We start from the raw sequence: 21,558 nt of genomic DNA, 5'->3' as shown, positions 1-21,558 counted from the left end.
GCCCTTCTTTGTGGGCGCTGCCGGTTGTTCTCCTCCAGTGGGTGTCCGGGCGGCTGCGAGCGGTGCTGCCGAGGATGGAACGCCGTGAACGCCGTGTACGCCGTACCCACGGAGGCGGGTTGACGGCCCACGGGGAGGGGGCGGCGCCATGCCGCGGAGCAGTGGGACCACCGGCGCACGGGTACTGATCGTCGGGGCCGGGCCGGTCGGGCTGACCGCCGCGCACGAACTGGCCCGCCGGGGTCTGCGGGTCCGGGTGGTCGACGCGGCCGCCGGGCCGGGGCGTCCGGGCGGAGCGCGCGGGCGCGGGGTCGTCACCTTGCATCCGCGGACCTTGGAGGTGCTCGACCAGATGGGCGTGGTGGGGCCCGTACTGGAACAGGGGCGGCGGAACCGGGCGTTCACGATGACCGCGGGTGGTGGACGGCCGGTCCGGTTGGATGCCGACTACGGCTCGACGCCCACCCGGTACCCCTTCACCGTCGTCATCGAGCAGGCCCGTACCGAGGCCGTGCTGCGCAAGGCCGCCGCCCGCCTCGGGGTCCAGGTGGAATGGGGCGTGCGGCTGACGTCCTTCGAGCAGGACGAGGACGGGGTACGGGCGTACCTGGAGCACTCCGGCGGGCGGCGGGAGGCCTGCGCCGTGCCCTGGCTGGTCGGGTGCGACGGGGCGGACAGCACGGTGCGGGGGCGGTTGCGGCTGCCGGGGGTGGAGGGGGCCGATGAGGTCTGGGAGTTGGCGGATGCGGTGGTGGAGGTGGGTGGGGGCGGTGGGTTTGCTTCCTCTGCTTCCTCTGCTTCCTCTGGTGCGGTGGGTGGGGTGGCTGGGGGGTTCGTTGGGTTGGCTCAGGACACCGTGCACTGGGTGCGTGTCGGGGGGCAGGCGTTGTTGCTGATCCCGCACCGCCGCGTCGGGCACTGGCGGTTGCTGGACTCGTCGCCCGCCGACGTGGTCGGGGACGGGCGGCCGGTGGAACTGCGGCTCTCCGCGAAGCTGTCGGCCGGGTTGGGGCGCGAGATGCGGGTGGGTGTGCCGCTCTGGAGCGCCGTGCACACCTTCCGGGCGGCGGTGGCGACGCGGATGGGCGAGGGCCGGTGCTTCGTCGCCGGGGACGCGGCGCACGTCTTCGGTCCCGCGTCGGGGCACGGCCTGAACACCGGTGTGCAGGACGCGTACAACCTGGCCTGGAAGCTGGCCATGGTCGACCAGGGCTGGACGGGGCCGGAGCTGCTGCGGACGTACGAGGAGGAGCGGGTGCCGGTGGCGCGGGCGCTGCTCGGGGCCGCGCAGCGGACGGGGGTGCTGGCGCAGCTCACGAACGCGATGGCGGGGGCGGCGCTGCCGGCCGTCATGGGCGTCGTGCGCGGGACCGGGCTGTTGCACCGGGTCATCCAGCGGAAGGTGCTCGGCGACATGTCGGGGCTCGGGTCGGCGTACGGGGGGCGGCCCGGGGGGTTGGCGGGGGGTCCGCGGGTCGTCGCGGAGGAGCTGCGGGGGGAGTTGCGGGACGTGCGGTGGTCGTTGCTGTACGTGCCGGAGGGTACGGGCGAGGCGGTGGAGACGGCTCGGGCGGCTGCGGCGCGGTGGGCGGGGTGGTTGTCGGTGCGGACGGTCGTGGGGGGTGGGGTGGGGTGGGCGCGGGGGTCTGGGGCCGGGTCCGGGTCCGGGTCTGGGGTGGGGCCGAGGCAGTTGGTGGATCCGCGGGGGCGGGTGCGGGAGGCGTTGGGGCTCTCTGCCGGGGGGTGGGTCCTGGTGCGGCCGGACGGCTATGCGGCGGGGGGTGGGGGTGAGCTGACGGAAGGGGAGTTGGGGGCGGCGGTGGCTCCCTTGGGGGCGGCTGGCTTGCCGGTTGGTGTGGCCGGGGTGGGTGTGCGGGTGGCAATGGGGGGTGGGGTGGGGGGTCGGGGGCGGGTCCAGGGGGGCTCGGGGAGTGCTTGAGGGGGGTGGGGGTGTCTTTCTGTAGGGACTCAAATTTCGACGGTCAGCTTTCGTGGGCACGGGGCCCGGATGGGCCTCCGTCGCACCGGCCGGGTGGCGCTGACCAGTCCCCGTCTTGGACGCTTGCCTCGGTAGGAACCAGTGACTCCTCATGCGATTCAAACCAGTCTCCCCGTCACTGTCCGGGCTTCGCGAGGCTGGTTCGCCGGACCCCCCTGCGCTGACCTCGTGGCTGCCCGCCTGGGGTCGCTTGGTCGGTGAGTTCTTGACTACTGGTAGTCCCGGACCGGGTCACCGGGGATCAGGGCCGCTACGCCATCAAGGATGCGTTCCAGGCCGAAGTCCAACGGATTCCCGCCTTGCGGGGCGAAGCCGCCTGCCGCGATCACTGCCGTCAGGGCGGGAAAGCGCTCTTGGTCTCGCTCCAGGACCTTGGCCGTCAGGTGGGCCCACTCCGCGTTCGCCGCCTCGTCATCATCGACGTACTGATGGGCGACATTGCGCACATGGCCGACGAGCAGCAGGAACGTGTCGTGTTGCTGGGCGGCCGACAGCCCCGTCGCGGCCAGCGCGGCCAAGGCCGCGTCCAGCCAGCCGAGTTGATGAGGGCCCATGATCTGGCGGCGCATGCCGGTCGCTGTCAGGATCCACGGGTGGCGGTGGTACGTCGCCAGGCACTGCCGGGCCCACTCGGTCAGCTGCGCGCGCCAGCCGCCGGGGAGGCCGGCGACCGGGGTCGGGGGGCCGATCGCGAGGTCGACCATCAGGTCGAGGAGCTCCGTCTTACCCGGAACGTACCGGTAGAGCGCCATGGCGGTGACGCCGAATTCCTTGGCCACGCGCGCAAGCGAGACCGCCTTCAGGCCCTCCGCGTCGGCGATCTCGACGGCCGCCTCTGCGATCTGGCCCGCGGTGAGCGAGGGCTTCGGGCCCCGGCTTGGCGGCTCCTGCTGACCCCACAGCAGCGCGAAGCTCTCCTTCACGCCGGCCTGCTTGCCGACCTTCTTCATGGCCACCTTCGCCTCCCCTGCAGCAACCCGTTGACACCTCATCCTAACTGTTTATATCGTATAGCCAATCGCTTACGACATATACAGTTTCGCTCCAGGGAGTCATCGTGATCGCCACCATCGCCACCATCGCCGCCACGTCCGCAGCTGTCCTCCTTGCCGCACCCGGGGTCGGCGCCCTTGGCCACCGCGCCATCAAGCGTTCCCGTAACGCCTCGCTGATGAAGATCGACACTCCGAACGGCATCGACGAGCAGGGCTTCGTCAGCATCGGCGGCATCGACCAGTGGATTTCGGTCCGTGGCGAGGATCTGGCCAACCCGGTGGTTCTGGAACTGCACGGCGGCCCTGGGGCCTCGACCGCGATCTTCGGACCACGCACGAGATCCTGGGAGAGGCACTTCACGATCGTCCGCTGGGACATGCGCGGCGCCCTCAAGACCCTCGGCCGCAGCGGTCCGGAAGGCCAGGGGGAAATGACCTTCGACCGGATCTACGCGGACGCGATCGAGGTCACCGACCACATACGCGTGCGCCTGGGCGTCGAAAAGATCGTCCTGCTCGGCCACTCCTACGGAAGCGCCTTCGGCCTGCGGCTCGCCCGCGAGTTCCCCGAACGCTACTCCGCATACATCGGCACCGACCAGAACATCCACGACGCCGGCCGTGACGACTCCGTGCACCAGGCCCTGCTCACCCGGCTGCGTACGACCGGAAAGCTCAAGGAACTGGCGGCAGTCGAGGCGCTCGACCCCGACGAACGGCAGTGGACCGCCCGCCAGCGCGCCATGCACGCCAAGCTGTTGGCCACCAGCGACCCGCTGACGCTGGACACGATGAAGAAGGTTGTCATGGGGTCCCTGTGGTTCTCGCCGCTGCACTCGCTGCGCGAGCTGGGGCGCTTCGTCAAGGGCATGACCATCTCGGAGCAGATCACCGAGGCCACCACCGGGTTCGACGACTGGGCCGAGGGCACGAAGTTCGAGCTTCCCCTCTTCATCTTCCAGGGAGACAAGGACGTCCTCACGCCGCCGGAGCTCGCCCGCCGCTTCTTTGACGACGTCCAGGCCCCGGTCAAGGACTTCGCGCTGATCGAGGACTGCAGCCATTTCGCGGCGTTCCGGCGGCCAGAGCGGTTCCTGGAACTCCTGCTGACTCGTGTGCGGCCCGTGGTCGCCGGAGAGCCGGCCGCTACAGCGGGCATCTGACCCTGGGTGTGGCCGTACCGTGTGGTGGCTCCGGACCACCGTGACGTGGCCCGCGTAGTCGCGGCCCACGTCCTTCACGACCGGTTCCAGGTCCTTGCGGGCGGCGGCCCACACGCCCCAGAAGTGGGCCTCGGGGTGGCGCACCCCGACTGCTGCCATGCGGCCTTCTCCTCGTGTCGCGCCGGGCTCGCCGCGCCCATCCGCCCCTATCGGGCCCGCGCGCTCGTGATCAGAGGCCGTTGGTGAACAGCAGCGCGTCCGCGCTGGCGTCCGCGGCGGCGTTCAACGCGTCGGGCTTGGGACCGCCGAGCGACGCGTTGAGGACTGCCGGCTGCTTGGCGTTCTTGGCCACCCAGTCCAGGCCCGCGACCATCCCGGAGTACTCGCCTTGCGCCTTGCAGTCCAGGACCCGGACGCTGACCAGGTTGGCCTGGCGCGCCACCCCGTACGTCTTCCCGCCGACTGTGCCCGCGACGTGCGTGCCGTGGCCGTGGCAGTCCGCTTTCGTGTGGAGTCCTACGAGTGTCTGTATGCCCGTGCGCATGCGCTCTTCGAGCTCGCCGGGGCTGTGCTGTGTGCGGATGGGCTGGTCAGGTCGCTGGTCGAGCTGACGCTGACGGCCTAGCGCCGCCGTGGGCACGGAGCGGTCTACGACGCTGTGAATCACAGCTGGCTGGAGGCCGTCCGGTTGCGCCGGCTGCTGGTCTCCACGCTGTTGCCGAGGGTGGGCGACGGGTGGATCGTCCTCGCGGTCGACGTAGCAACTGGCTGCGGTCCGATGCCCGTACCAGCCGGGGTCTGTGCGGGGGTGGGGTGGTTGGTGTGCCTCCGGCGGCGCCTCAAGCGCCGGCGGGGCTGAGATGTGGCGGGGCCAGGCCGCCTGGGCGCGGCGGAGTCTTGTCGCCTTTGCGCGCTGGGGCGTACCAGCCGGGGTCTGTGCGGGGGTGAGGTGGCTGGTGTGCCTCCGGCGGCGCCTCAAACGCCGGCGGGGCTGAGATGTGGCGGGGCCGGGTCGCCGGCGGGGGGCTGGGGTGGCGGGGCCGGGTTGCCTGCGGGGCTGGGGGTGTGGGGTTTTTTTGGGGGGGTGTCTCTATGTCTTTCGTCAAGGACGTGATGCCGGGTATGAGGCTGTTCGGGATGGTCATGCGGCGAGGGTGTTGGCGGGGGTTCTGGACTCGTAGAAGGTGCCGTCCCGGAGCATGGCGAACAGGACGCTGATGCGTTGGCGGGCGAGTCGGAGGAGAGCCTGGGTGTGGGTTTTCCCGCGGGCGCGTTGGCGGTCGTAGTAGGTGCGGGACGCCGGGTCGGCGTTCATGCAGGCGAAGGCGGAGAGGAACATCGCGCGTTTGAGCTGCCGGTTTCCGCCGCGGGGTGCGTGTTCGCCGTGGATCGAAGTCCCCGAGGATCTGGTCGTGGGGGCGAGACCGGCGTAGGAAGCGAGGTGGGCGGCACTTGGAAAGCCGGTGCCGTCGCCGACGGTGACCAGCACGACGGCGGCGGTCCTGACCCCAACTCCGGGCATCGAGGTCAGGACCTGGTGAAGAGGGTGGGCCTCCAGCAGGGTGCTGATCTGGGCTTCGAGCGCCCGGCGCTGGTCGTGGACCGCGGTGAGCGAGGCGGCCAGTGACGGGATCACGATGTCGAGGGTGCCGGTTCCCGGGACCACGACGGTCTGCTCGTCCAGGGCGTCGAAGACCTCGTCGATCAGCCGGGCGGCCATGCGCGGGGCTTTCGGGCGGATGAGTTCGACGAGTCTGCGGCGGCCGGCTTTGCGCAGTGCGGCCGGGGATCCGTGGCGCTCGAGGAGCCAGGTGACGGCCGGGTGGTCCAGCCGGGGCCCGAGCACGCGTTCGAGGCTGGGGTGGAACTGCGTGAGCAGGCCGCGTATCCGGTTGCTGGTGCGGGTGGCCTCGGCCGCGAGGTCCTGGTCGAAGCCGGTCAGCACCGTGAGCTCGGCGGTGATCTCGTCGGTCAGCTCCAGCGAGCGCAGAGTGTGGGGCATCGTCCGGGCGGCGTCCGCGATGACCGCCGCGTCCTTCGCGTCCGTTTTCGCCTCGCCCGGATACAGATCAGCGATCCGTCGCATGGCGAGTCCGGGCAGGTAGGCGACCTCGCAGCCCGCGTCGCGGGCGACGGTCAGCGGCAGAGCGCCGATCGAGGCGGGCTGGTCGACGATCACCAGCACAGTGCCGAACTTGGCTTTGAGCTTGTCGAAGACGGCCCGCAGCCTGGGTTCGCAGTTGGGCATCGGCTTGTCGAAGACCTTCTTCCCGGCCGGGGTGAGCCCGTGGCCGTGGTGGGCGGTCTTGCCGACGTCCATGCCGAGGAAGACGCCTATGCCTTCGGTGTCGAACATCGCACCCTTTCCGGCTCGTTGACCGTGCTGGCCTCGGCAGTGGCACCGTGTTCGCGCATCCACGTTATGCAGACCTGCCGCCCGCGTACTGCCCGGCATTGCGCCGGACCGGGCGGTGGCCGGGTCTCTCATCAGCGTCTCCGACGGCACCCCACGGGCCCGGCGACACCACCCCCCAGGTCATGCCTTCGACAGAGGGGACACAGTCATACCGGGCCCGGAGGCCAGCGGCCCCATTGCAGGACCGCGAAAAAGATAACGGGGGGTTAGTGTTTGGGCCAGCCGATGTCTTCGTCCGATTGGGCGTCTTGGGGTGGGTCGATGGTGTCGTCTCCGATGTGCGGGAAAGCGGCAGCGGGGACGGCCGCGTGTGGTGCGCACACCGATGGCCTCATCGTCGACCCCCAGGCGTCGGAAAAGAGCAGGTTCTGGAGAGTCTGCCTCGATCTGCTGGAGGAGTGCTCGAGGAGTGGACGAGGGGTGGATGAGGGGGAGCGGCGGATCGTGGCAAAGGTTTGCCCGGGTGTTGCCAGGCGGCCTACGCTCGGTGCGGTTCTCCCGGCGACTCTCCTGCCCCGCTCACCCCAGGGATGCTCATGCTGCGACAGCCCGCGTTCGGACACCGCCTGAAGAAGTTAAGGACGGCCCGGGGCCTGTCCCAGACCGCGCTCGCGGGCGAGGGCATGTCGACCGGTTACCTCTCGCGGCTGGAGTCCGGTGCCCGCCAGCCCACCGAACGGGCCGTCACCTACCTCGCGGGCCGACTCGGCCTGGAGCCCTCCGACTTCGAGGAGCCCGCGACCGGATCGCTGGCCCACGCGCTCACCCTCGCCGCGTCCACCGGCTCCAGCGACGCCATCGAGGAGCTGCGCCAGGCACTCGCCGCCGAGGCCCACGAGAGTCCCGTACTGCGCTGGCAGGCCCTGTGGCTGCTCGCGCAGGCCGACCGGTTGCAGGGCGAGCACGCGGCCGAACGCGAACGGCTCGGGCAACTCGTCGTGCTCGGCGACGAGGTCGGCGTCACCGAGCTGCGCGTGCGCGGGCTGACCCGGCTCGCCCGCTGCTTGCGTTCCCTCGGCGACATCACCCCGGCCCTCGACGCGGCCGTCGAGGCGCACCGGCTCGCGCTCGGCGAGGACCTGGGCGTGGAGGACCGCGCCACGGCCCTGCTGGCGCTGATCTCCGTACAGGCCGAGGCGGGCCGCATCGGCGAGGCCCGGGCGCACGCCGACGAGCTGACCGCGCTGGTCGAGGGGCGTTCGGACGCGCTGTGGGCGGAAGCCATGTGGACGGCCGCCGCCGTCCGGATGAGGCAGGGCGACTACCCCGGCGCGCAGGCCTGCCTGGAGCAGGCGCTCGAACGCTTCAGCAGCCAGGAGGACCTGGTGCTCTGGCTCAGGCTGCGCCTGGCCGCCGCCCGGCTGCACCTGCAACGCCTGCCCGCCGACCCCGAACAGGCCCAGCGCCGGGCCGCCGAGGCCGAGGCCGCCCTCGCCTTCGTCGGCACGCCCGCGCTGCGCCAGGACCTCACCGCGCTCAAGGCCGATCTGGCCTTCGCCACCGCCCGGTACGACGACGCGCGCGCCCTCCTCGGCGAACTGGCCGGGGACGCGCCGAGGATGACGTACCGCGACCAGGTCCGACTGGAGATGCTCCGCCACCAGCTGCTGATCCTCGGCGGCGACCCGGCCGGCATCCAGGGCCTGCGCACCCTGGCCCAACAGGCCCAGGAGGACGCCAACATCGACCTGGCCGCCGAGATCTGGCGCATGCTGGCCGACGCCCTGGCCGAGAGCGGTCGGTCCGCCTCCGCCTGAGCGGTGTCCCGTGACCGGCGGCGAACGGCTTGAGGGAGGTTCGAGTCGGGACGTGCACCCTGGAGGGCACCCGTAGAGGTGAAAGGGGCGTTCATGTCGTCGCAGCGTGTGCACGCGAGCGAGCAGACGGCGTGGGTGGCCGCCCCGGCCGGCGTGGTCTACGGACTGCTGGCCGACGCCGTGCGCTGGCCCCTCCTGCTGCCCTCCCCCGTCCACGTCGAGCGGATGGACTTCGACGGCGAACACGAACGGCTGCGGCTGTGGGACGTGGCCGGGGACCGGGTCCGTTCCTTCCACGTCCGACGGGTGCTGCGCCCCCACGCCCGCGCGGTCGACTTCGAGCAGGAGGACACCGCCCGGCTGGGCGCGCCCGTGTCCGGTACCTGGAGCGTCCGACCGGACGGTGACACCGGATCGCTGGTGACCCTGAGCCAGCGCCGGACCCTGATCGGTCTGCCCGCCGCGGAGAGCGAGCGCAGCCAGCGGGAGTGGCGGGCGGAACTGGACGCGGAGCTCGCCCACCTCAAGGAGACCGCCGAGCGCTGGGAGCGGATGGACGGGCTGTTGTTCTCCTTCGAGGACAGCGTGCACGTCCAGGGCTCCGCCGAGCTGGTCTACGACTTCCTCTACAGGATCGGGGACTGGAGCGAATCCGTCCCGCACGTGGAGTGGTCCAGCGTCATCGAGGACGTGCCGGGCGTACAGGTGGCGGTGGTGGACACCTGCGCCGCGCCGGGCGGGCGGACGGTGTCCACACGGGCGGTGCGGCTGTGCTTCCCCTCGGCCGGGCGGATCGTCTACAAGGAACTGGTCACCCCCGAACTGATCGCCGCGCACAGCGGCGAATGGTCCCTGGTGCCGGACGAGGACGGGGTCCGGGTGGTCTGCGCGCAGCAGGTGATGCTGAGCGAGGAGGCCGTCGGGCGGGTGCTGGGCGAGGGGACGAGCCTCGCCGAGGCCCGCAGGTACGTGCGCGGCTGGCTGGGGCGGGCGAGCGAAGAGGTGCTCGGGCTGGCCAAGTGGCACGCGCAGAGCGCCGTGCGCAGGCTGCGATGACACCTCGTGCGCGGTGAGGTTCGCCGGCTTCCCCTCGGCCGCCTTCCGATGGATTCGAGGGTCACGACCTCGTTGATGACAAGGAGCAGTTCGATGGCGCTCATCCGGTCCGGTCCCGTGCAGGAGCGGGCGGTCGTCCTCCCCGAAGTCGAGCCGGCCGGGCCGGTCGTCGACCGGCCGCCGCGGGCGCGGCACTTCGCGCTCGCGCACCCCTACGCCGCCCTCGCGCCCACCGTGGACGTCGCGCTGCGGGCGGTACGGCTGGAGGCGCTGCTCTCCGACCCCTACGACGAGGCCAACCCCTACGGCTTCCACGCGCTGCGCGAGGGCACCGGCGGCCGGGTCGGCGGGGTGCAGCGCACCGCCGTCGAGGCCGCGGTGCGGGCCGAGTTGGTGCCGGCCGCGCGGGGCGGACGCTTCACCGCCGCCGACGACCTCGTGCGCGTGCTGCGCCCGCTGCTGCGCCGGGACCTGGCGTTCGGGTACGCCCACGGCGCGCGGGCCCTGATCGCCGCGACGCGGCGGGAGGAGCCGGTGCCCGAGCGGGCGGGGGAGTTCGCCGCGCTGCTCGGCCCGGCGGCGTTGATCGCCACCACGGGTACGGTGCTGCGCGCGGCGGTACGGATGGTCGCCGAGCGGGGTCGGACCGAACCGGTGGTCCGGCAGTGGCGGGGCCCGCTGGCCGCCGTCTTCGCCGATCTGCTGGCCTGCGAGGCCCTGGTGGCGGTGGGCCTGCGGGCCAGTGCGCTGCCGCAGGGCGGCGGGCGGGCCGTGCGCGCGGCCGTCGGCTACGCGACCGTGCTGGTGGTCGGCGGGGTGCTGGACGAGCTGGACCTCGTACTCGGCGAGTGCGGGCGGCCGGCCGACTCCCTGGAGCGGCGGATGGTGGCCAAACTGGTGGCGGACGCGTCCCGGTCCGGGGCCGGACCGGCGGACGTCTGCGCCTACCAGACGGACCTGGTGCGCGAACTGCCCGCACTGGCCTGTGCCTTCGAACGCCGCTCGGACACCACGGGCGCCGTGCTCTTCCGGCTGGGCGAGGCCATGCCGGCCCGGAGTGTGCCCCCGGCGCCGGAGGGCGACGACACCCTCGTCGGCGTGCTCACCGGGGCCGCGGCCCGGCTCTCCACCGCCGTCGCGGGAGGCGAGGCGGTCACCGCGGCGCTGGCGCGGGTGGCGGGCCGGCTGGTGAGCGAGCAGCGCGCGCTGCACGGGCCGTGCCTGGCCGCCGCGCACGCGGGCCGCGCCGATCCGGCGGTACGGGCGCTGGCCGACCGGCAGGCGATGCTGCTGCTGGCGGCCGCCGTGCTGGGAGTGCAGGGGGCCGTCGCGGGGCGGGGCCTGTTCCTGGGCGGCGAACACTGGCCGCTGCTCGCGGCCACGCGGATCGCGGCCCGGCTCGGCATCGGTCCCGGTGGCCCGGGCGGGCCCGCTGACATCGAGGCGCAGCAGCGGGTGTGGGCGGAGTTGGACGGGCGCGACCGGCTCGGCGTCGACTGCGACCTCTACGCGACCCGGGTGCTGTGGTGAACGCGGCAGGGGCGGGGGCGGCGGCGGAGTCCGCGCCGTTGGCGGTCGCCGGGCCCGACGGGCCGTGGGACGAGCTCGGCGACCGGCTCGACGACGAGGGTCGGGCGGTCGTCTGCACCACCTGGGGGCAGTGGCTGACGGCCGCGCTGCTGGATCCGGCGCTGCGGCCACTGCTCGGGCACGACTGGCCGCGCTATCGGCAGGGGCCGACCGCGGCGGGCCGGATGCGCTTCGCGGTGTCCCGGCTGGTCATGAAGTACACCGCCGCGAGCGCGCTGAACGTGCCCGTGGACACCCTCGACCTCGGGTACCGGCCCGGTGGTCGGCCCGTGCTGCGCGGGCTCGGGGGCGAGCTGGAGGTGAGCCTGGCGCACACCGACGAGCTGATCGTGGTCGGGGTGAGCCGGACCGGGCCGATCGGGGTGGACGCGGAACCCGCGGCGCGGGAGATCTCCTTCGAGCTGCTGCGCGAGCACGTGTGCACCCCGGCGGAGGACGCGGAGCTGGCCCTGCTGCCCGAAGAGGAGCGCAGGGCCCGGATGCTGCGGCTGTGGACGCTGAAGGAGGCGTACACGAAGGCGCTCGGGCACGGGATGCGGCGGAGCTTCGCCGGCTTCGGCTTCGTGATCGAGCCGATCGGGGCGGGGGCGGGGGCGGGGGCCGGCGGGGGCGCGGCGCGGGCCGTGTTGGCCGAGGTGCCGGGGGAGACCCGGGGCGGGGACCCGGAGGAGCGGTGGAGCTTCGCCACGCATCTGGTCCAGGGGCGCTATCTGGTCAGCGAGGCGCACCGGCGGGTGCGGGCGGGCGCGGTGCCCGTGGCGGCGCCGGCGGACTCCGGTTCGCGGCGCGCTGCAGGGCCGCTTGAGGAAAGGGTCCCCGAACCGACGGGCCTACTACGCTTTTTGGACCGGTAACCTCCGGCCGGGCCAAGGGAAGGCGTACGCCGTGAAGGCAAGGGGACTCGCCGCAGCGCAGCCCACGCACAGTCCGAGCCCGATGCCGATGACGATGCCGACGCCGATGTTGGTTCCGATGTGGATGTGCGTGCCTGCCGCCGTGTGCGGGGGCGTGCCCGTGCCCGTGCCGTGTCGCGTTCGGGTCGGGGGCCGTCGTGCCGGCCGGGTCGGATAGGCCGGGCCTCCTCCAGCTCCCGGTGGCGGCCGGGGGAAGGCCGGGACGGCGATGACCGGAGCATCGGGCCCGAGGAGCCCGGGGCCGGTCCTCGCCGTGGTGTGCGAGGCGGGGCGCCGTACGCCCGGTCGCGCGCTCGTCTTCGGCGTGCGCGGACTGCGCGACGACGCCGACGCCGAGCTCTTCGCCGCGCGGATCGCGGGGCGCCACCGGGAGTTCCAGGTCACGCTGGAGTGCCACGGGCCGGGGCGGCACACGCTGCGGCTCGTTCCCGGGGCGGGTGCGTCCGGGGACGCCGGGGACGCCGGGGGCGGGCCGGGCGCCGAGCTGCTCGCCGATCTGCTCGGCCCGCGTGCGGGGGCCGGGGAAACGGTCACCCTGGTCGGCCACCAGCGGGACCTGCTGCGGGAGGCGGTCACCCGGCACGGCGGCCCCGACCGGCACATCGAGCAGCTCCACTGGAACTGGTCGGGTCCCCTCGACCCGGCGCGCTTCGCCGCTGCCTGGCAGTCGGTGGCCGACCGGGAGGTGGTGCTGCGGGCGGCCTTCGACTGGACGGTGGTGGCCCGGCTCGTGCTGCACCCGCGTGCCGACGTCGACGTCGTCCACCGCGCGTACGGGGAGATCGGCTGGCCCGAACTGCTCGCGGCCGACCGGCTGCACGCCTTCGCCCTGGACCGGCCGCCGCTGCTGCGGCTGACCCTGCTGCACGGGCGGCCCGCGGAGCCGGTACGGGTCCTGCTGACCTACCACCGGGCGCTGCTCGACGAGCGCGGGGTGCACCTCCTGCTGCGCGAGTTCTACCGGGCCTACCTGGCCGGCGGGGTGCTGCCCGGTGGGGAGCGCCGCCCCGACCTGCGCGACCACGCCGACTGGCTGGCCCGGCAGCACAGCGAGGGCGCGCGCGAGCTGTGGACGCGGACCGGTCCGCCGCGCCATGCCGCGACCGCGGTGGGTCGGCGGGGCACCGACACCCGGCAGAGCGGCTCGGGACGGCAGCGCAGGCGGCTGGTCGAGCCGTACAGTTCCGGGCTGCGTTCCTGGGCCGCGGCCCGTGGGGCCGGGGAGAGCAGCGCCCTGCACGTGGTGTGGGCGCTGCTGCTGTACCGGGCGGCGGGCGCCGCGGGGCCGCTGCGGGTGAGCTTCGGGGTGCAGCTCGGGCCGCGGGACATCGCGCTGCCGGGGGCCGCGGGGATCCCGGGGGTGCTCGGGCATCCGTTGCCGATGACGGTGCGGGTGGACCCGGCGGCGCCGCTGGCCGAGCTGCTCCAGCAGGTGCGGGACGCGTCGCTCGACCTGGCGGCGTACCCGTGGGTGTCCGGGGACCGGATCCGGGCGTGGATCGGGCGCGGTGACGGCGAACGGCTGACCGACACCGTCGTGTCCTTCGAGCACCGGCCCGAACTCCCGCCGGGTGTACGGGCCGAACTGGAGGCGCAGGGGATCGAGGTGGACGAGCCGCGGACGGTGGCCGGTGGTACCAGCCTGCCGATCACGCTCAACGCGCGGCACGAGCGGGGCGGGGGGCTGGCGCTCAGCGCGGTGTACGACCGGGAGAGCGTGGCCGACGAGGATGCGTCGGCGGCGCTCGGGCAGTGCCTGGGGCTGTTGCGGGCGCTGGCGCAGATGCCGGACGCGGGGACGACGGTGGGCCAGGCGTTGGCCCTGCTGGCGCACGTCGAGGTGCCGTCCGTGGCGCCGCGGCCGCCGTTGTCGCGGCGGGTGACCGTGCGCACGCTGCGGGTGGGTGGGGCCGGGGCGGATGTGATCTGCCTGGTGGCCGTGCCGGGGGTTGCGGTGGGGGCGTACGAGCTGTTCGCGCGGCGGCATCGGGGGCCGGAGAGGGTGGTTGCGTTGTGGGTGCCGGGGGTGGGTGGGGGTTTGGGTGGGGGTTTGGGTGCGGATGTGGGGGTGGGTGTGGGGGCGGGTGTGGTGCCTTCTGTGTTGGACGGGGTGTTGGTGCCCGGGGGGCGGTTGTTCCTGTGTGGGTGTGGGGCGGGGGCGGGGGTGGCGCAGGCGTTGGCGGGGGCGGTGGTGGCGGGGGCGGGGGCGGTGGGTCCTTTGGTGACGGTGGTGATGACGGGGGTTGCGGGGGTGGAGGCTTCGGCCGATGCGTTGGCTCGGGGGTTGGAGGGGGTTTTGGTGCCGGTGCGGTAGGGGGTCGCCGGTGGGGGCCCTCCGGGGGCGCCTCAAGCGCCGGCGGGGCTGGGTTTGGCGGGGCCTCGGATGTCGGCTGGCTGGATGTGGGGGCCTTGGATGTTGGCGGGGCTGGGGTTGGCTGGGGTTGGGGGCGCCTCGAACGTCGGCGGGGGTGGGGTTGGCTGGGGTTGGGGGTGTCTCGGATGTTGGCGGGGGTGGGGTTGGCTGGGGTTGGGGGTGTCTTGGATGTTGGTGGTTAGGGGGTGGGGTTGGTTGGGGGGAGGGAGTGGAGGTGGGGGCGGAGGTGGTGGCGGGCGGGGGTGCCGGTGGGGGTGCGGGGGATGGATCGCAGGGCTTCTAGGTGGTGGATGCGTTCGGCTTCGGAGAGGCGGGCGTTGGCGGCTTCGGCGATCGAGTTCAGGGTGTCGAGCTGGGCGGGGACGTGGGGGTGCAGGACTACGCCCGCCCAGACCCGGGCGCCGTGTGCCGGGTCGGGCCAGTCGGCCACGACGCACTCGGCGACCCGCGGGTCCTCGCCGATGACCCGTTCGATCAGGGACGGCGCGATGAGGACGTCGTCGCAGGTGAAGACGGAGCCGAGGCGGTCGACGACGTACAGGCCGCCGTCCTCGTCGAGGTAGCCCACGTCACCCGTGGACAGCCAGCCGTCCGCCCCGCAGCCCGCGGTCAGCTGCGGGCCGCGGATCTCGACCTCGCCGGTCGACCACACGGCCACCGGCTGCCGCCCGGCGGGGGCGACCACCCGGCACTCGGTGCCCGGGAGCGGGACGCCGACCGCGCCCAGGTCCGGCCGGGAGCCGGGCACCTGGTGGTGCGAGAGGGTGCAGACCTCGCTCAGGCCGTACCCCTGGAGGACGGGCGCGCCCAGGACGTCGCGCAGTCGCCGCGCGGTCGCCGGCTCCAGCGGGGTGCCGCCGCAGAGCACCGCGCGCAGCTCCGGGCCGGGCAGGTCCGGGTGCCCGGGCGCGAAGCGGCGGTCGGCGGCCAGTCGGGAGAGCCGGCTCGCCAGGCCGTAGTAGTGGCCCGCGCCCACCCGGGCGGCCAGCGCGATCCCGGCCCAGGGCGCCGGGTCCGCGCAGAGGACCTGCCGGGCGCCCGCGTGCACGGCGGCGTTGAGGTGGGCGGGGTGGTAGGAGGGCAGGTGGTTCACGGTGACCGACGTCGCGTCCAGGCCCTGGGCGATGGCGGTCTGCGCGGCGCCCGCGATGAGGTTGCGGTGGCTGAAGCGGACCGTGTCGGCGTGCGGGGTGAAGTGCAGGCAGGCCACGCCGTCCACGTCGGCCGGGGGGCCCGTTCGTAGCGGTGTGTCCGGTGCTCCGGCCAGCGCCGTGGACAGCGCCAGCGCCGATCCGGGGGTCACCTCGTCGACGGCGTCCGTCACCACGATCGTGCGCAGGTGCGGCAGTTGGTCCTCCAGCTTCACCAACAGCTCGGCCAGGGCCGTGGGCACGAAGGCGATCTCGGCCGCGGCCGTGGTGAGCATCTCGTGCAGGGCGGCCGGCCCGGTCGACGGGTCGACGAGGGCCAGCAGGTGGCCGCTGCGGATCGTGCCGTAGTAGACGGCGGGGAACACCGCGTCCAGGCTCGCGGCCGCCGCGACCACGGCGCCGGGGCGGGAGGCGAGGCGGCGCACGGCGTGCGCGATCCGGTCGGCCTCCCGGTCGAGCGCGGCGAAGGTGAGCGTCGTACGGGCGGTGGTGACGGCGGGTGCGTCGCCCCCGCGGGCCGCGGCCCGCCGCAGCAGGTCGTCGAGCGGGTTCTCCAGGTACCTCAGGATGGGCACGTGCGACCTCCTGGCTCCGAACGGCACTCCAAGCGGCGGGCCGGTGATGACCCATCACTGTCCGCGCCCCGGCTGGACCGGGGCTGGAGAGGCCTTCGAGGAGCGGGGAGGGGAGAGGCGCCCCGGGAGGTACGGGTACCGGCCCGGGGCGGGCCCTCAGGCGGCGAAGAGGTCGAAGGTCGAGGTGTGGCGGGGGCCCGCGAAGACGTCGAGCTGCGGGTCCACGGACAGCATCGCCTGGTGCAGGCGCTGCAACTGCGGGGAGGGCTCCACGCCCAGGTCCTCGATCAGCCGCATGCGCAGCTTGCGGTACACCTCCAGTGCCGAGGCCTGGCGGCCCGAGCGGTAGAGCGCGACCATCACCTGGGAGTGCAGTCCCTCGTGCTGGGGGTGGCGCGCGGTCAGTTCGGTCAGCTCGGCGATCAGCTCGGCGTGCCGGCCGAGGCGCAGGTCCGCGTCGATCCGCCGTTCCACGGTGACGAGCCGGCTCTCCTCCAGGCGCATCACCTCGATGTCGAGGATCGGGCCGACGCGGACGTCGACCAGGGCCGGTCCGCGCCACAGGTCCAGCGCGGCCTTGAAACGGGCCGCCGAGACCTGGCTGTCGCCCGTCTCGAAGGCCGCCTGGCCCTCGCGGACCAGGCGGTCGTAATCGTGTACGTCGACGCTCTCTTCCGGGATCTGCAGCAGGTAGCCGCCGTGCCGGGTGGCCAGTACCTCCTTGGCCCCGCCGGGCGCGTCGGGCCCCATCGCGGTGCCGAGGCGTCTGCGCAGCTGGAGGATGTACGTCTGGAGGGTGGTCAGCGCGCTCTGCGGCGGCTGCGTCCCCCAGATCTCCTCCATGAGGGTGGGGACCGGCATGACGCGCCCCGGATAGAGCGCGAGCAGCGACAGAACCTGCCGTGGTTTACCCGCGGTCGGAACGATGGATCCCCCGTTGACCTCGGCACTCAACGGACCCAGAACCTGAATCCTCACGGTCTCCTCCGTACTCGTCGAGTTCCTTGTCTTTTCCGTCCGGTGGGCAGAAAACTGCCCCCGCTCCAGGCACGCTAGCGGGGGCCGTAGGTTTTTCCCTATTTCCTGTAGTGGTCCTCAAGCGCCCTTCTATGACGATCAATCAGAACGGTATGAATTCGGCCTTTTTGCAGGTCAGGGCGGGCTGGGTGGGGCGTGGATGTCGCCGTGGACGGATGTCCGAAGGGAAGTGGATCTCGATATAGATCAACTTTCCGGAGGGTGAGAGGATCCGCGATTGTTTTTAAATTATCGGTAAAGGATTCGAAGGGTGTCAGGCCGGAACGGATGCGTGGATTCCGCCGACCGGCTTCGGCAACGGAAAATTCTTCGGGTCGGATCGGCTCCACGGGAAGCCGTGGTTGAGCTGGACCACCGCGTCCTGCCCGGGGTCGGCGGGCACCGCTACGGCGACCAGGACGCCGGGGACCGGCTCCAGCTCGATGAACCACCACGGGCGGGCCGTGTCGTCCTCGGGCGGTTCGAAGGCGTGCACGCCGCGCTCGGCGTCCATCGTGAAGACGAAGCTGTCGAAGGGCAGTCCGAGACCCAGGCCGCGGGCCTTGGAGTAGGCCTCCTTGAGCGTCCACACGCGCAGCGCGCGCCGGTCGCGCTCGCGCCCCGGGGGCAGTTCGTCCACCCAGTCCCGCTCCGTGGGCGCGAAGGTGCGCACGATGGTGGTGATGGCCTGGGCGTCGCGGTCGTCCATCCGCTCGACGTCCACGCCGATGCGTTGGTGGCGCACGATGCCGAGCAGGTTGTAGCCGCCCGCGTGGGAGAGGTTGAAGTCCAACTGGGCGCCGCCGCGCGGCAGGGCGTCGGGGGAGGGCCGCAGGAAGGGCCGGCCGCGGGCGGAGCGCCAGATGACCAGCTCGGCCTCGGACAGGCCCGCCTCCAGGGACAGGGCGCGGCGCACCAGGGTGTGGGCGATGAGGTACTGGCTGCGGTCCCGCTCGAAGAGGAACTTCCCCGCGGTCTTGTGCTCGTGGGCGTCCAGCCAGTGCCCCGCCAGCAGGGCGGCGAGCTCCGGGCTGACCTCGTCGTTGGGGCACAGCCACAGGGTCACCGCCTCGGCGACGGGCCGCTGGGCGGCGGCCGCCTCGACCAGCTGCTGCCGGTTCGTGCCGCCGCTCACCCGAGGTCTCCCCGCTCGGCGCGGTCCGCGTCCGGCGGCGCGGGGAACCAGAACGGGCGGGGGCGGGCCGCGGTCGTCGGCAGGTCGAGGACCGGTCGCGCGCCGGGTGCCCGGTCCGCGGTCAGGACGTCGACCCCGGCCAGCCACAGCCGGGTCAGCTGTTCGAGTCGGCCGCCGCGCCAGAGGGCGTCGACGTAGGCGCGGGTCTCGTCGAGGTCCCCGAGCAGCAGCGGGTCGCGGGCGCCGGCGGCGCGCAGATCGGCGCTGCGTACGGGGGGTGCGTACGGGTGGTCGGGGCCGGTGGCGCTCGCTCCCGGGGCCCGGGGCGGTGCGGCGAAGGCGGCCAGGGCGCTCGCGAGCGCCGGCACGTCGGTGGCGACGACGGCGAGGCGGCAGTCCATCGGGGCGCGGCCGGAGCGCAGTTCGCCCGCCACCGCGTCCAGGTCGCAGACCGCTCCGCGGGCCGCCCCGGTGGGGGCGGTCAGCCAGCGGGCGAGCTGCCCGGCGGTGGCGCCCAGGTGCTCGGGGGTCGGCGCCGACAGCAGCACCAACCGCGGACCGCCGGCGGGCTCCGGGGCCGGGGCCGGTCGCGGGTCCGGGGCGGGGGCCTCTTCCAGGACGAGCACGGCCTGCGGGGCGCCGTCCTCGTGTACGCCGACCAGGGCGCGGCGGGGCGGTCCGGCGGGCCAGGGGGCGGGCTGGGCGCGGCCGGGGTCGGCCGGCGCCGGGGTCGAGGCCGGGAGCAGGGTGGCGTGGCGCAGTTGCAGGACGGCCCGGGCCAGCGCGGCCGCGCCGGTCGCGGCCCCGGCCCGGCCGACGTGGGGCGCCGCGCCGCGGGAGTCCTCGGTCACGGTGACGGTGGCCGCCGGGACCCGGGCGGTGGCCAGGGCGCCCCGCACGAGGCGTTCCCGCAGCGGGGCGTGGGGTCCGCGCCCCGGGTGGCCGACCGCGCTGGAGAGGATCACGGCCTGCACCCGGTCGCCGTCCGCGCGGGCGGCGGACAGCGGCTTGAGGAGGACGGCCGCGACCCCCTCCCCGTCCCCGGGGCGCAACCGGCCGGGGTGCAGGCGCAGTTCGGCGGCGCCGACGAGGGCGGCCGCGCACTCGCCCGCGCGCAGGGCGGCGAGGGCGAGGTGCAGGGCGGTCAGGAAGGAGGAGGCGCCGGTGTCCACGCTCTGGCTGGGCCCGCGCAGGTCCAGCAGGCGTGAGAGCCGGCCGGCGGGGTCGCCGTGCGGGGTCCCGGCGGGGTTCAGCAGGGCGTAGTCGTGGGAGGTGACGGCGGTGTAGACGCCGACGCTGCGGGAGGTGGTGGCGCCGTCGGGGGAGCCGAGGGCGTCCAGCCGGGCGCCGTGGCAACCGGCGCCCTCCAGGGCCTGCCGGGCGCTCTCCAGCAACAGCCGCTCCTGCGGGTCGAGTCGGGCCGCGGTGGCGGGGTCGATGCCGAAGAGGTCGGGGTCGAAGGCGTCCACGTCGTCCAGGAAGTGGCCCTCGGTGTCCGGGGCGGGGCGGTGGGGGAGCGGGGCCGCGGGGGGTGTGGGGGGTGTGGGGGCGGGGGTGACCCGGCTCGTGGTGGTCGGGGCGGTGCTTGCGGTGCCTGCGGTGCCTGCGGTGCTTGCGGTGGGTGGGGTCGGGCGGGGGGCCTGGGGGGTGGGGGGTGTGGCCGTGGTTCGTGCCGGGGGGGCCTGCGGTGCGGGGTCGGGGGCCAGGGAGAGGTGCCAGAAGGCGGCCAGGTCGGTGGCTCCGGGGAAGCGGGTCTGGAAGGCGATGACCGCGCACGGTTCGGGGGGCCGCGGGGTGCTCGTCTGGGTGGGGGGCGCGGGGTGGGGCCTCGTGGCGAGGGTCGCGGTCGGGCTGCCCGTGAGCAGGGCCATCGCGCGGCGGCGCTCCAGGGTGCCGCTCTTGAACCGCGTCAGGATTTCCCGGTCTTCCATCGCCTGGTGTGCCTTTCGTCTGCGGCCGGGGGGTGCCCTCCGGGGGCGCCTCAAACGCCGGCGGGGCTGGAGCTTGGGGTCCCGCCCGGGGGAGGGGCCGCGTGGCGCCGGTGGGGGTGGTGGATCTTGTGGTCCCGCCCGGGGGAGGGGGCCGCCTAGGGCGCGGTGAGTGGGGCGGCGGCCCGGGTGCCTTTCGTCTGCGGCTTGGGGGTGCCCTCCGGGGGCGCCTCAAACGCCGGCGGGGCTGGATTTGCGGCGTTGCTCGGGGGAGGGGCCGCCTAGGGCGCGGTGAGTGGGGCGCCTGGCGCCGGCGGGGCTGGATTTGCGGCGTTGCTTGGGGTGGGGGCGCCTAGCGTGTGGCGAGTAGGGCGGCGGCTTCGTCGATGGTGAGTATGTCGTCGCGTACCGCGTCCAGTAGGGCTTCCAGGTCGAGTCCTGGGCCCTGGGTGGTGGGTGGTGCGGTGGGGGCGGGGGACGGCGGGGGCGCCGTGGGGGTGCCGGTCACGCGGGTGGTGACGTACGCCGCCATCGCCGCGAGGTCGGGGTGCTCGTAGAGCAGGGCGGTCTGTTCCGTCAGGTCCCAGGTCTGGTTGATGCCCGCGATGAACTCCGCCGCCAGGATGGAATCCAGGCCCAGCATCGTGAAGGGCGTCGCGGGATCGATGTCCTCGGGCGCGCAGCGCAGGATCCGCGCGAGCTGGCCGCGCAGCACCGCGGTCAGGCCGACGGGGTCGGCGGCCACGGCGAGCGCGGCCGGGCGGCGTACGGGCCGCAGCGGGGACCAGGAGGTCATGGGCGCGGACGGCGCCGGGGCGGAGGGCGCGTGCAGGCGCCCGGCGACGTGCCGGGCCAGCGCCGCCGGGGTCCGGTGCTCGTACAGCGCGTCGGAGGGGAGCCGGATGCCGTAGCGGGCGCCCAGTGCGCTCAGGAACTGCGCGCCCAGCAGGGAGTCGATCCCCAGGAAGGTGAACGGCCGCTCGGCGTCGACGGCGTGCACCTCGACGCCGGTCATTCCCGCCAGTACCGCGGTGAGTTCGGCGAGCACGTCGGCGGCGGGAGTGTGCGGGGCAGTGGTCATGATGGGCGTCTCCCCGTGTCGGATCCCGGTCCCACGGTACTTTTCCGCAATTTCCTGGAGGGGGCCTGGAATTGCACTGGGGCGGGGGGTGAGGGCCTTGACGCGGACGCTTTCGTCCGGTGAATCTCGATGAGGTATTCATGGGTGTTCCGCGTCTGAAGGAGACAGCATCGTGGCGAGCAAGAAGAAGAATGTGACGGGCTCCGAGTCGGAAGTGGCGCCGGGCGCCGGCGGCGAGGTCACCGAGGGCGTGGAAGAGAACTCGGACGCGGACGTCCTCGGCAACATCGCCCTCCAGTAGGAGCGGTGGCCAGGGGGGGGGGGGGGGGGGGGGGGGGGGGGGGGGGGGGGGGGGGGGGGGGGGGGGGGGGGGGGGGGGGGGGGGGGGGGGGGGGGGGGGGGGGGGG

Annotated in this window: 16 protein-coding genes; 8 read left to right on the top strand and 8 right to left on the bottom strand. The window is 73.8% G+C overall.

Going from position 1 to position 21,558, the window contains the following annotated elements; all coding sequences use genetic code 11:
- Positions 1-148: 148 nt before the first annotated feature.
- Positions 149-1,939: an FAD-dependent oxidoreductase gene (locus tag ACZ4UB_RS36760; RefSeq protein WP_468077195.1), complete on the top strand. Its 1,791-nt coding sequence runs from the start codon at positions 149-151 to the stop codon at positions 1,937-1,939.
- 269 nt (positions 1,940-2,208) lie between these two features.
- On the opposite strand, the gene ACZ4UB_RS36755 is transcribed toward ACZ4UB_RS36760, so the two are convergent.
- The gene (locus ACZ4UB_RS36755) at positions 2,209-2,949 is read right to left on the bottom strand and encodes a TetR/AcrR family transcriptional regulator (protein WP_468077233.1); all 741 of its coding nucleotides are present in this window, start codon (positions 2,947-2,949) and stop codon (positions 2,209-2,211) included.
- A gap of 107 nt (positions 2,950-3,056) precedes the next feature.
- On the opposite strand from ACZ4UB_RS36755, the gene ACZ4UB_RS36750 reads away from it, so the two are divergent.
- The gene (locus tag ACZ4UB_RS36750) at positions 3,057-4,157 is read left to right on the top strand and encodes an alpha/beta fold hydrolase (protein ID WP_468077193.1); all 1,101 of its coding nucleotides are present in this window, start codon (positions 3,057-3,059) and stop codon (positions 4,155-4,157) included.
- Positions 4,158-4,386: 229 nt separating this feature from the next.
- On the opposite strand, the gene ACZ4UB_RS36745 is transcribed toward ACZ4UB_RS36750, so the two are convergent.
- On the bottom strand, positions 4,387-4,701 hold the full coding sequence (locus tag ACZ4UB_RS36745) for a S8 family serine peptidase (protein WP_468077191.1): 315 nt from the start codon (positions 4,699-4,701) through the stop codon (positions 4,387-4,389).
- 597 nt (positions 4,702-5,298) lie between these two features.
- Positions 5,299-6,513, bottom strand: a complete 1,215-nt coding sequence (locus ACZ4UB_RS36740) for an IS110 family RNA-guided transposase (protein WP_468077189.1) — start codon at positions 6,511-6,513, stop codon at positions 5,299-5,301.
- Positions 6,514-7,109: 596 nt separating this feature from the next.
- Between ACZ4UB_RS36740 and ACZ4UB_RS36735 the strand changes: the two genes are divergently transcribed.
- From ACZ4UB_RS36735 to ACZ4UB_RS36715, 5 genes are all read left to right on the top strand, one after another.
- On the top strand, positions 7,110-8,330 hold the full coding sequence (locus ACZ4UB_RS36735) for a helix-turn-helix domain-containing protein (RefSeq protein WP_468077187.1): 1,221 nt from the start codon (positions 7,110-7,112) through the stop codon (positions 8,328-8,330).
- A 93-nt stretch (positions 8,331-8,423) separates the two neighbouring features.
- The gene (locus tag ACZ4UB_RS36730) at positions 8,424-9,386 is read left to right on the top strand and encodes an aromatase/cyclase (protein WP_468077185.1); all 963 of its coding nucleotides are present in this window, start codon (positions 8,424-8,426) and stop codon (positions 9,384-9,386) included.
- Between the two features lie 93 nt (positions 9,387-9,479).
- The gene (locus ACZ4UB_RS36725; protein ID WP_468077183.1) at positions 9,480-10,916 is read left to right on the top strand and encodes a hypothetical protein; all 1,437 of its coding nucleotides are present in this window, start codon (positions 9,480-9,482) and stop codon (positions 10,914-10,916) included.
- Positions 10,913-11,830 (top strand): 4'-phosphopantetheinyl transferase family protein, encoded by a 918-nt coding sequence (locus tag ACZ4UB_RS36720; RefSeq protein ID WP_468077181.1) that lies wholly within the window; start codon positions 10,913-10,915, stop codon positions 11,828-11,830. Before ACZ4UB_RS36725 ends, ACZ4UB_RS36720 begins: the two co-directional genes overlap by 4 nt.
- A 268-nt stretch (positions 11,831-12,098) precedes the next feature.
- Positions 12,099-14,204 (top strand): condensation domain-containing protein, encoded by a 2,106-nt coding sequence (locus tag ACZ4UB_RS36715; protein WP_468077179.1) that lies wholly within the window; start codon positions 12,099-12,101, stop codon positions 14,202-14,204.
- A 238-nt stretch (positions 14,205-14,442) separates the two neighbouring features.
- On the opposite strand, the gene ACZ4UB_RS36710 is transcribed toward ACZ4UB_RS36715, so the two are convergent.
- From ACZ4UB_RS36710 to ACZ4UB_RS36690, 5 genes are all read right to left on the bottom strand, one after another.
- On the bottom strand, positions 14,443-15,990 hold the full coding sequence (locus tag ACZ4UB_RS36710) for a class I adenylate-forming enzyme family protein (RefSeq protein WP_468077177.1): 1,548 nt from the start codon (positions 15,988-15,990) through the stop codon (positions 14,443-14,445).
- A gap of 156 nt (positions 15,991-16,146) precedes the next feature.
- Complete coding sequence (locus tag ACZ4UB_RS36705) at positions 16,147-16,968, bottom strand: AfsR/SARP family transcriptional regulator (protein WP_468077175.1); 822 nt, start codon at positions 16,966-16,968, stop codon at positions 16,147-16,149.
- Between the two features lie 313 nt (positions 16,969-17,281).
- A complete protein-coding gene (locus ACZ4UB_RS36700) occupies positions 17,282-18,142 on the bottom strand; it encodes a 4'-phosphopantetheinyl transferase family protein (protein ID WP_468077173.1) in 861 nt (286 codons plus the stop codon).
- Positions 18,139-20,073 (bottom strand): beta-ketoacyl [acyl carrier protein] synthase domain-containing protein, encoded by a 1,935-nt coding sequence (locus tag ACZ4UB_RS36695; RefSeq protein ID WP_468077171.1) that lies wholly within the window; start codon positions 20,071-20,073, stop codon positions 18,139-18,141. Before ACZ4UB_RS36695 ends, ACZ4UB_RS36700 begins: the two co-directional genes overlap by 4 nt.
- A gap of 349 nt (positions 20,074-20,422) precedes the next feature.
- Entirely contained in the window at positions 20,423-21,151 is a 729-nt protein-coding gene (locus ACZ4UB_RS36690; protein WP_468077169.1) for a phosphopantetheine-binding protein, read from the bottom strand.
- Positions 21,152-21,323: 172 nt separating this feature from the next.
- Between ACZ4UB_RS36690 and ACZ4UB_RS36685 the strand changes: the two genes are divergently transcribed.
- Complete coding sequence (locus ACZ4UB_RS36685) at positions 21,324-21,452, top strand: hypothetical protein (protein ID WP_468077167.1); 129 nt, start codon at positions 21,324-21,326, stop codon at positions 21,450-21,452.
- Positions 21,453-21,558: the final 106 nt, after the last annotated feature.

The sequence above is a fragment of the Streptomyces sp. NPDC028419 genome, from assembly GCF_055565515.1.
The sequence above is the reverse complement of the archived record's forward strand: the minus strand, read 5'-3'. Positions and strand labels throughout refer to the sequence as shown.

What these genes read in the sequence shown, in the direction of transcription:
- ACZ4UB_RS36740 (WP_468077189.1), bottom strand. Translation starts at nt 6,513, where the DNA reads ATGTTCGACACCGAAGGCATAGGCGTCTTCCTCGGCATGGACGTCGGC.
- ACZ4UB_RS36725 (WP_468077183.1), top strand. Translation starts at nt 9,480, where the DNA reads ATGGCGCTCATCCGGTCCGGTCCCGTGCAGGAGCGGGCGGTCGTCCTC.
- ACZ4UB_RS36755 (WP_468077233.1), bottom strand. Translation starts at nt 2,949, where the DNA reads ATGAAGAAGGTCGGCAAGCAGGCCGGCGTGAAGGAGAGCTTCGCGCTG.
- ACZ4UB_RS36735 (WP_468077187.1), top strand. Translation starts at nt 7,110, where the DNA reads ATGCTGCGACAGCCCGCGTTCGGACACCGCCTGAAGAAGTTAAGGACG.
- ACZ4UB_RS36690 (WP_468077169.1), bottom strand. Translation starts at nt 21,151, where the DNA reads ATGACCACTGCCCCGCACACTCCCGCCGCCGACGTGCTCGCCGAACTC.
- ACZ4UB_RS36715 (WP_468077179.1), top strand. Translation starts at nt 12,099, where the DNA reads ATGACCGGAGCATCGGGCCCGAGGAGCCCGGGGCCGGTCCTCGCCGTG.
- ACZ4UB_RS36745 (WP_468077191.1), bottom strand. Translation starts at nt 4,701, where the DNA reads ATGCGCACGGGCATACAGACACTCGTAGGACTCCACACGAAAGCGGAC.
- ACZ4UB_RS36760 (WP_468077195.1), top strand. Translation starts at nt 149, where the DNA reads ATGCCGCGGAGCAGTGGGACCACCGGCGCACGGGTACTGATCGTCGGG.
- ACZ4UB_RS36730 (WP_468077185.1), top strand. Translation starts at nt 8,424, where the DNA reads ATGTCGTCGCAGCGTGTGCACGCGAGCGAGCAGACGGCGTGGGTGGCC.
- ACZ4UB_RS36695 (WP_468077171.1), bottom strand. Translation starts at nt 20,073, where the DNA reads ATGGAAGACCGGGAAATCCTGACGCGGTTCAAGAGCGGCACCCTGGAG.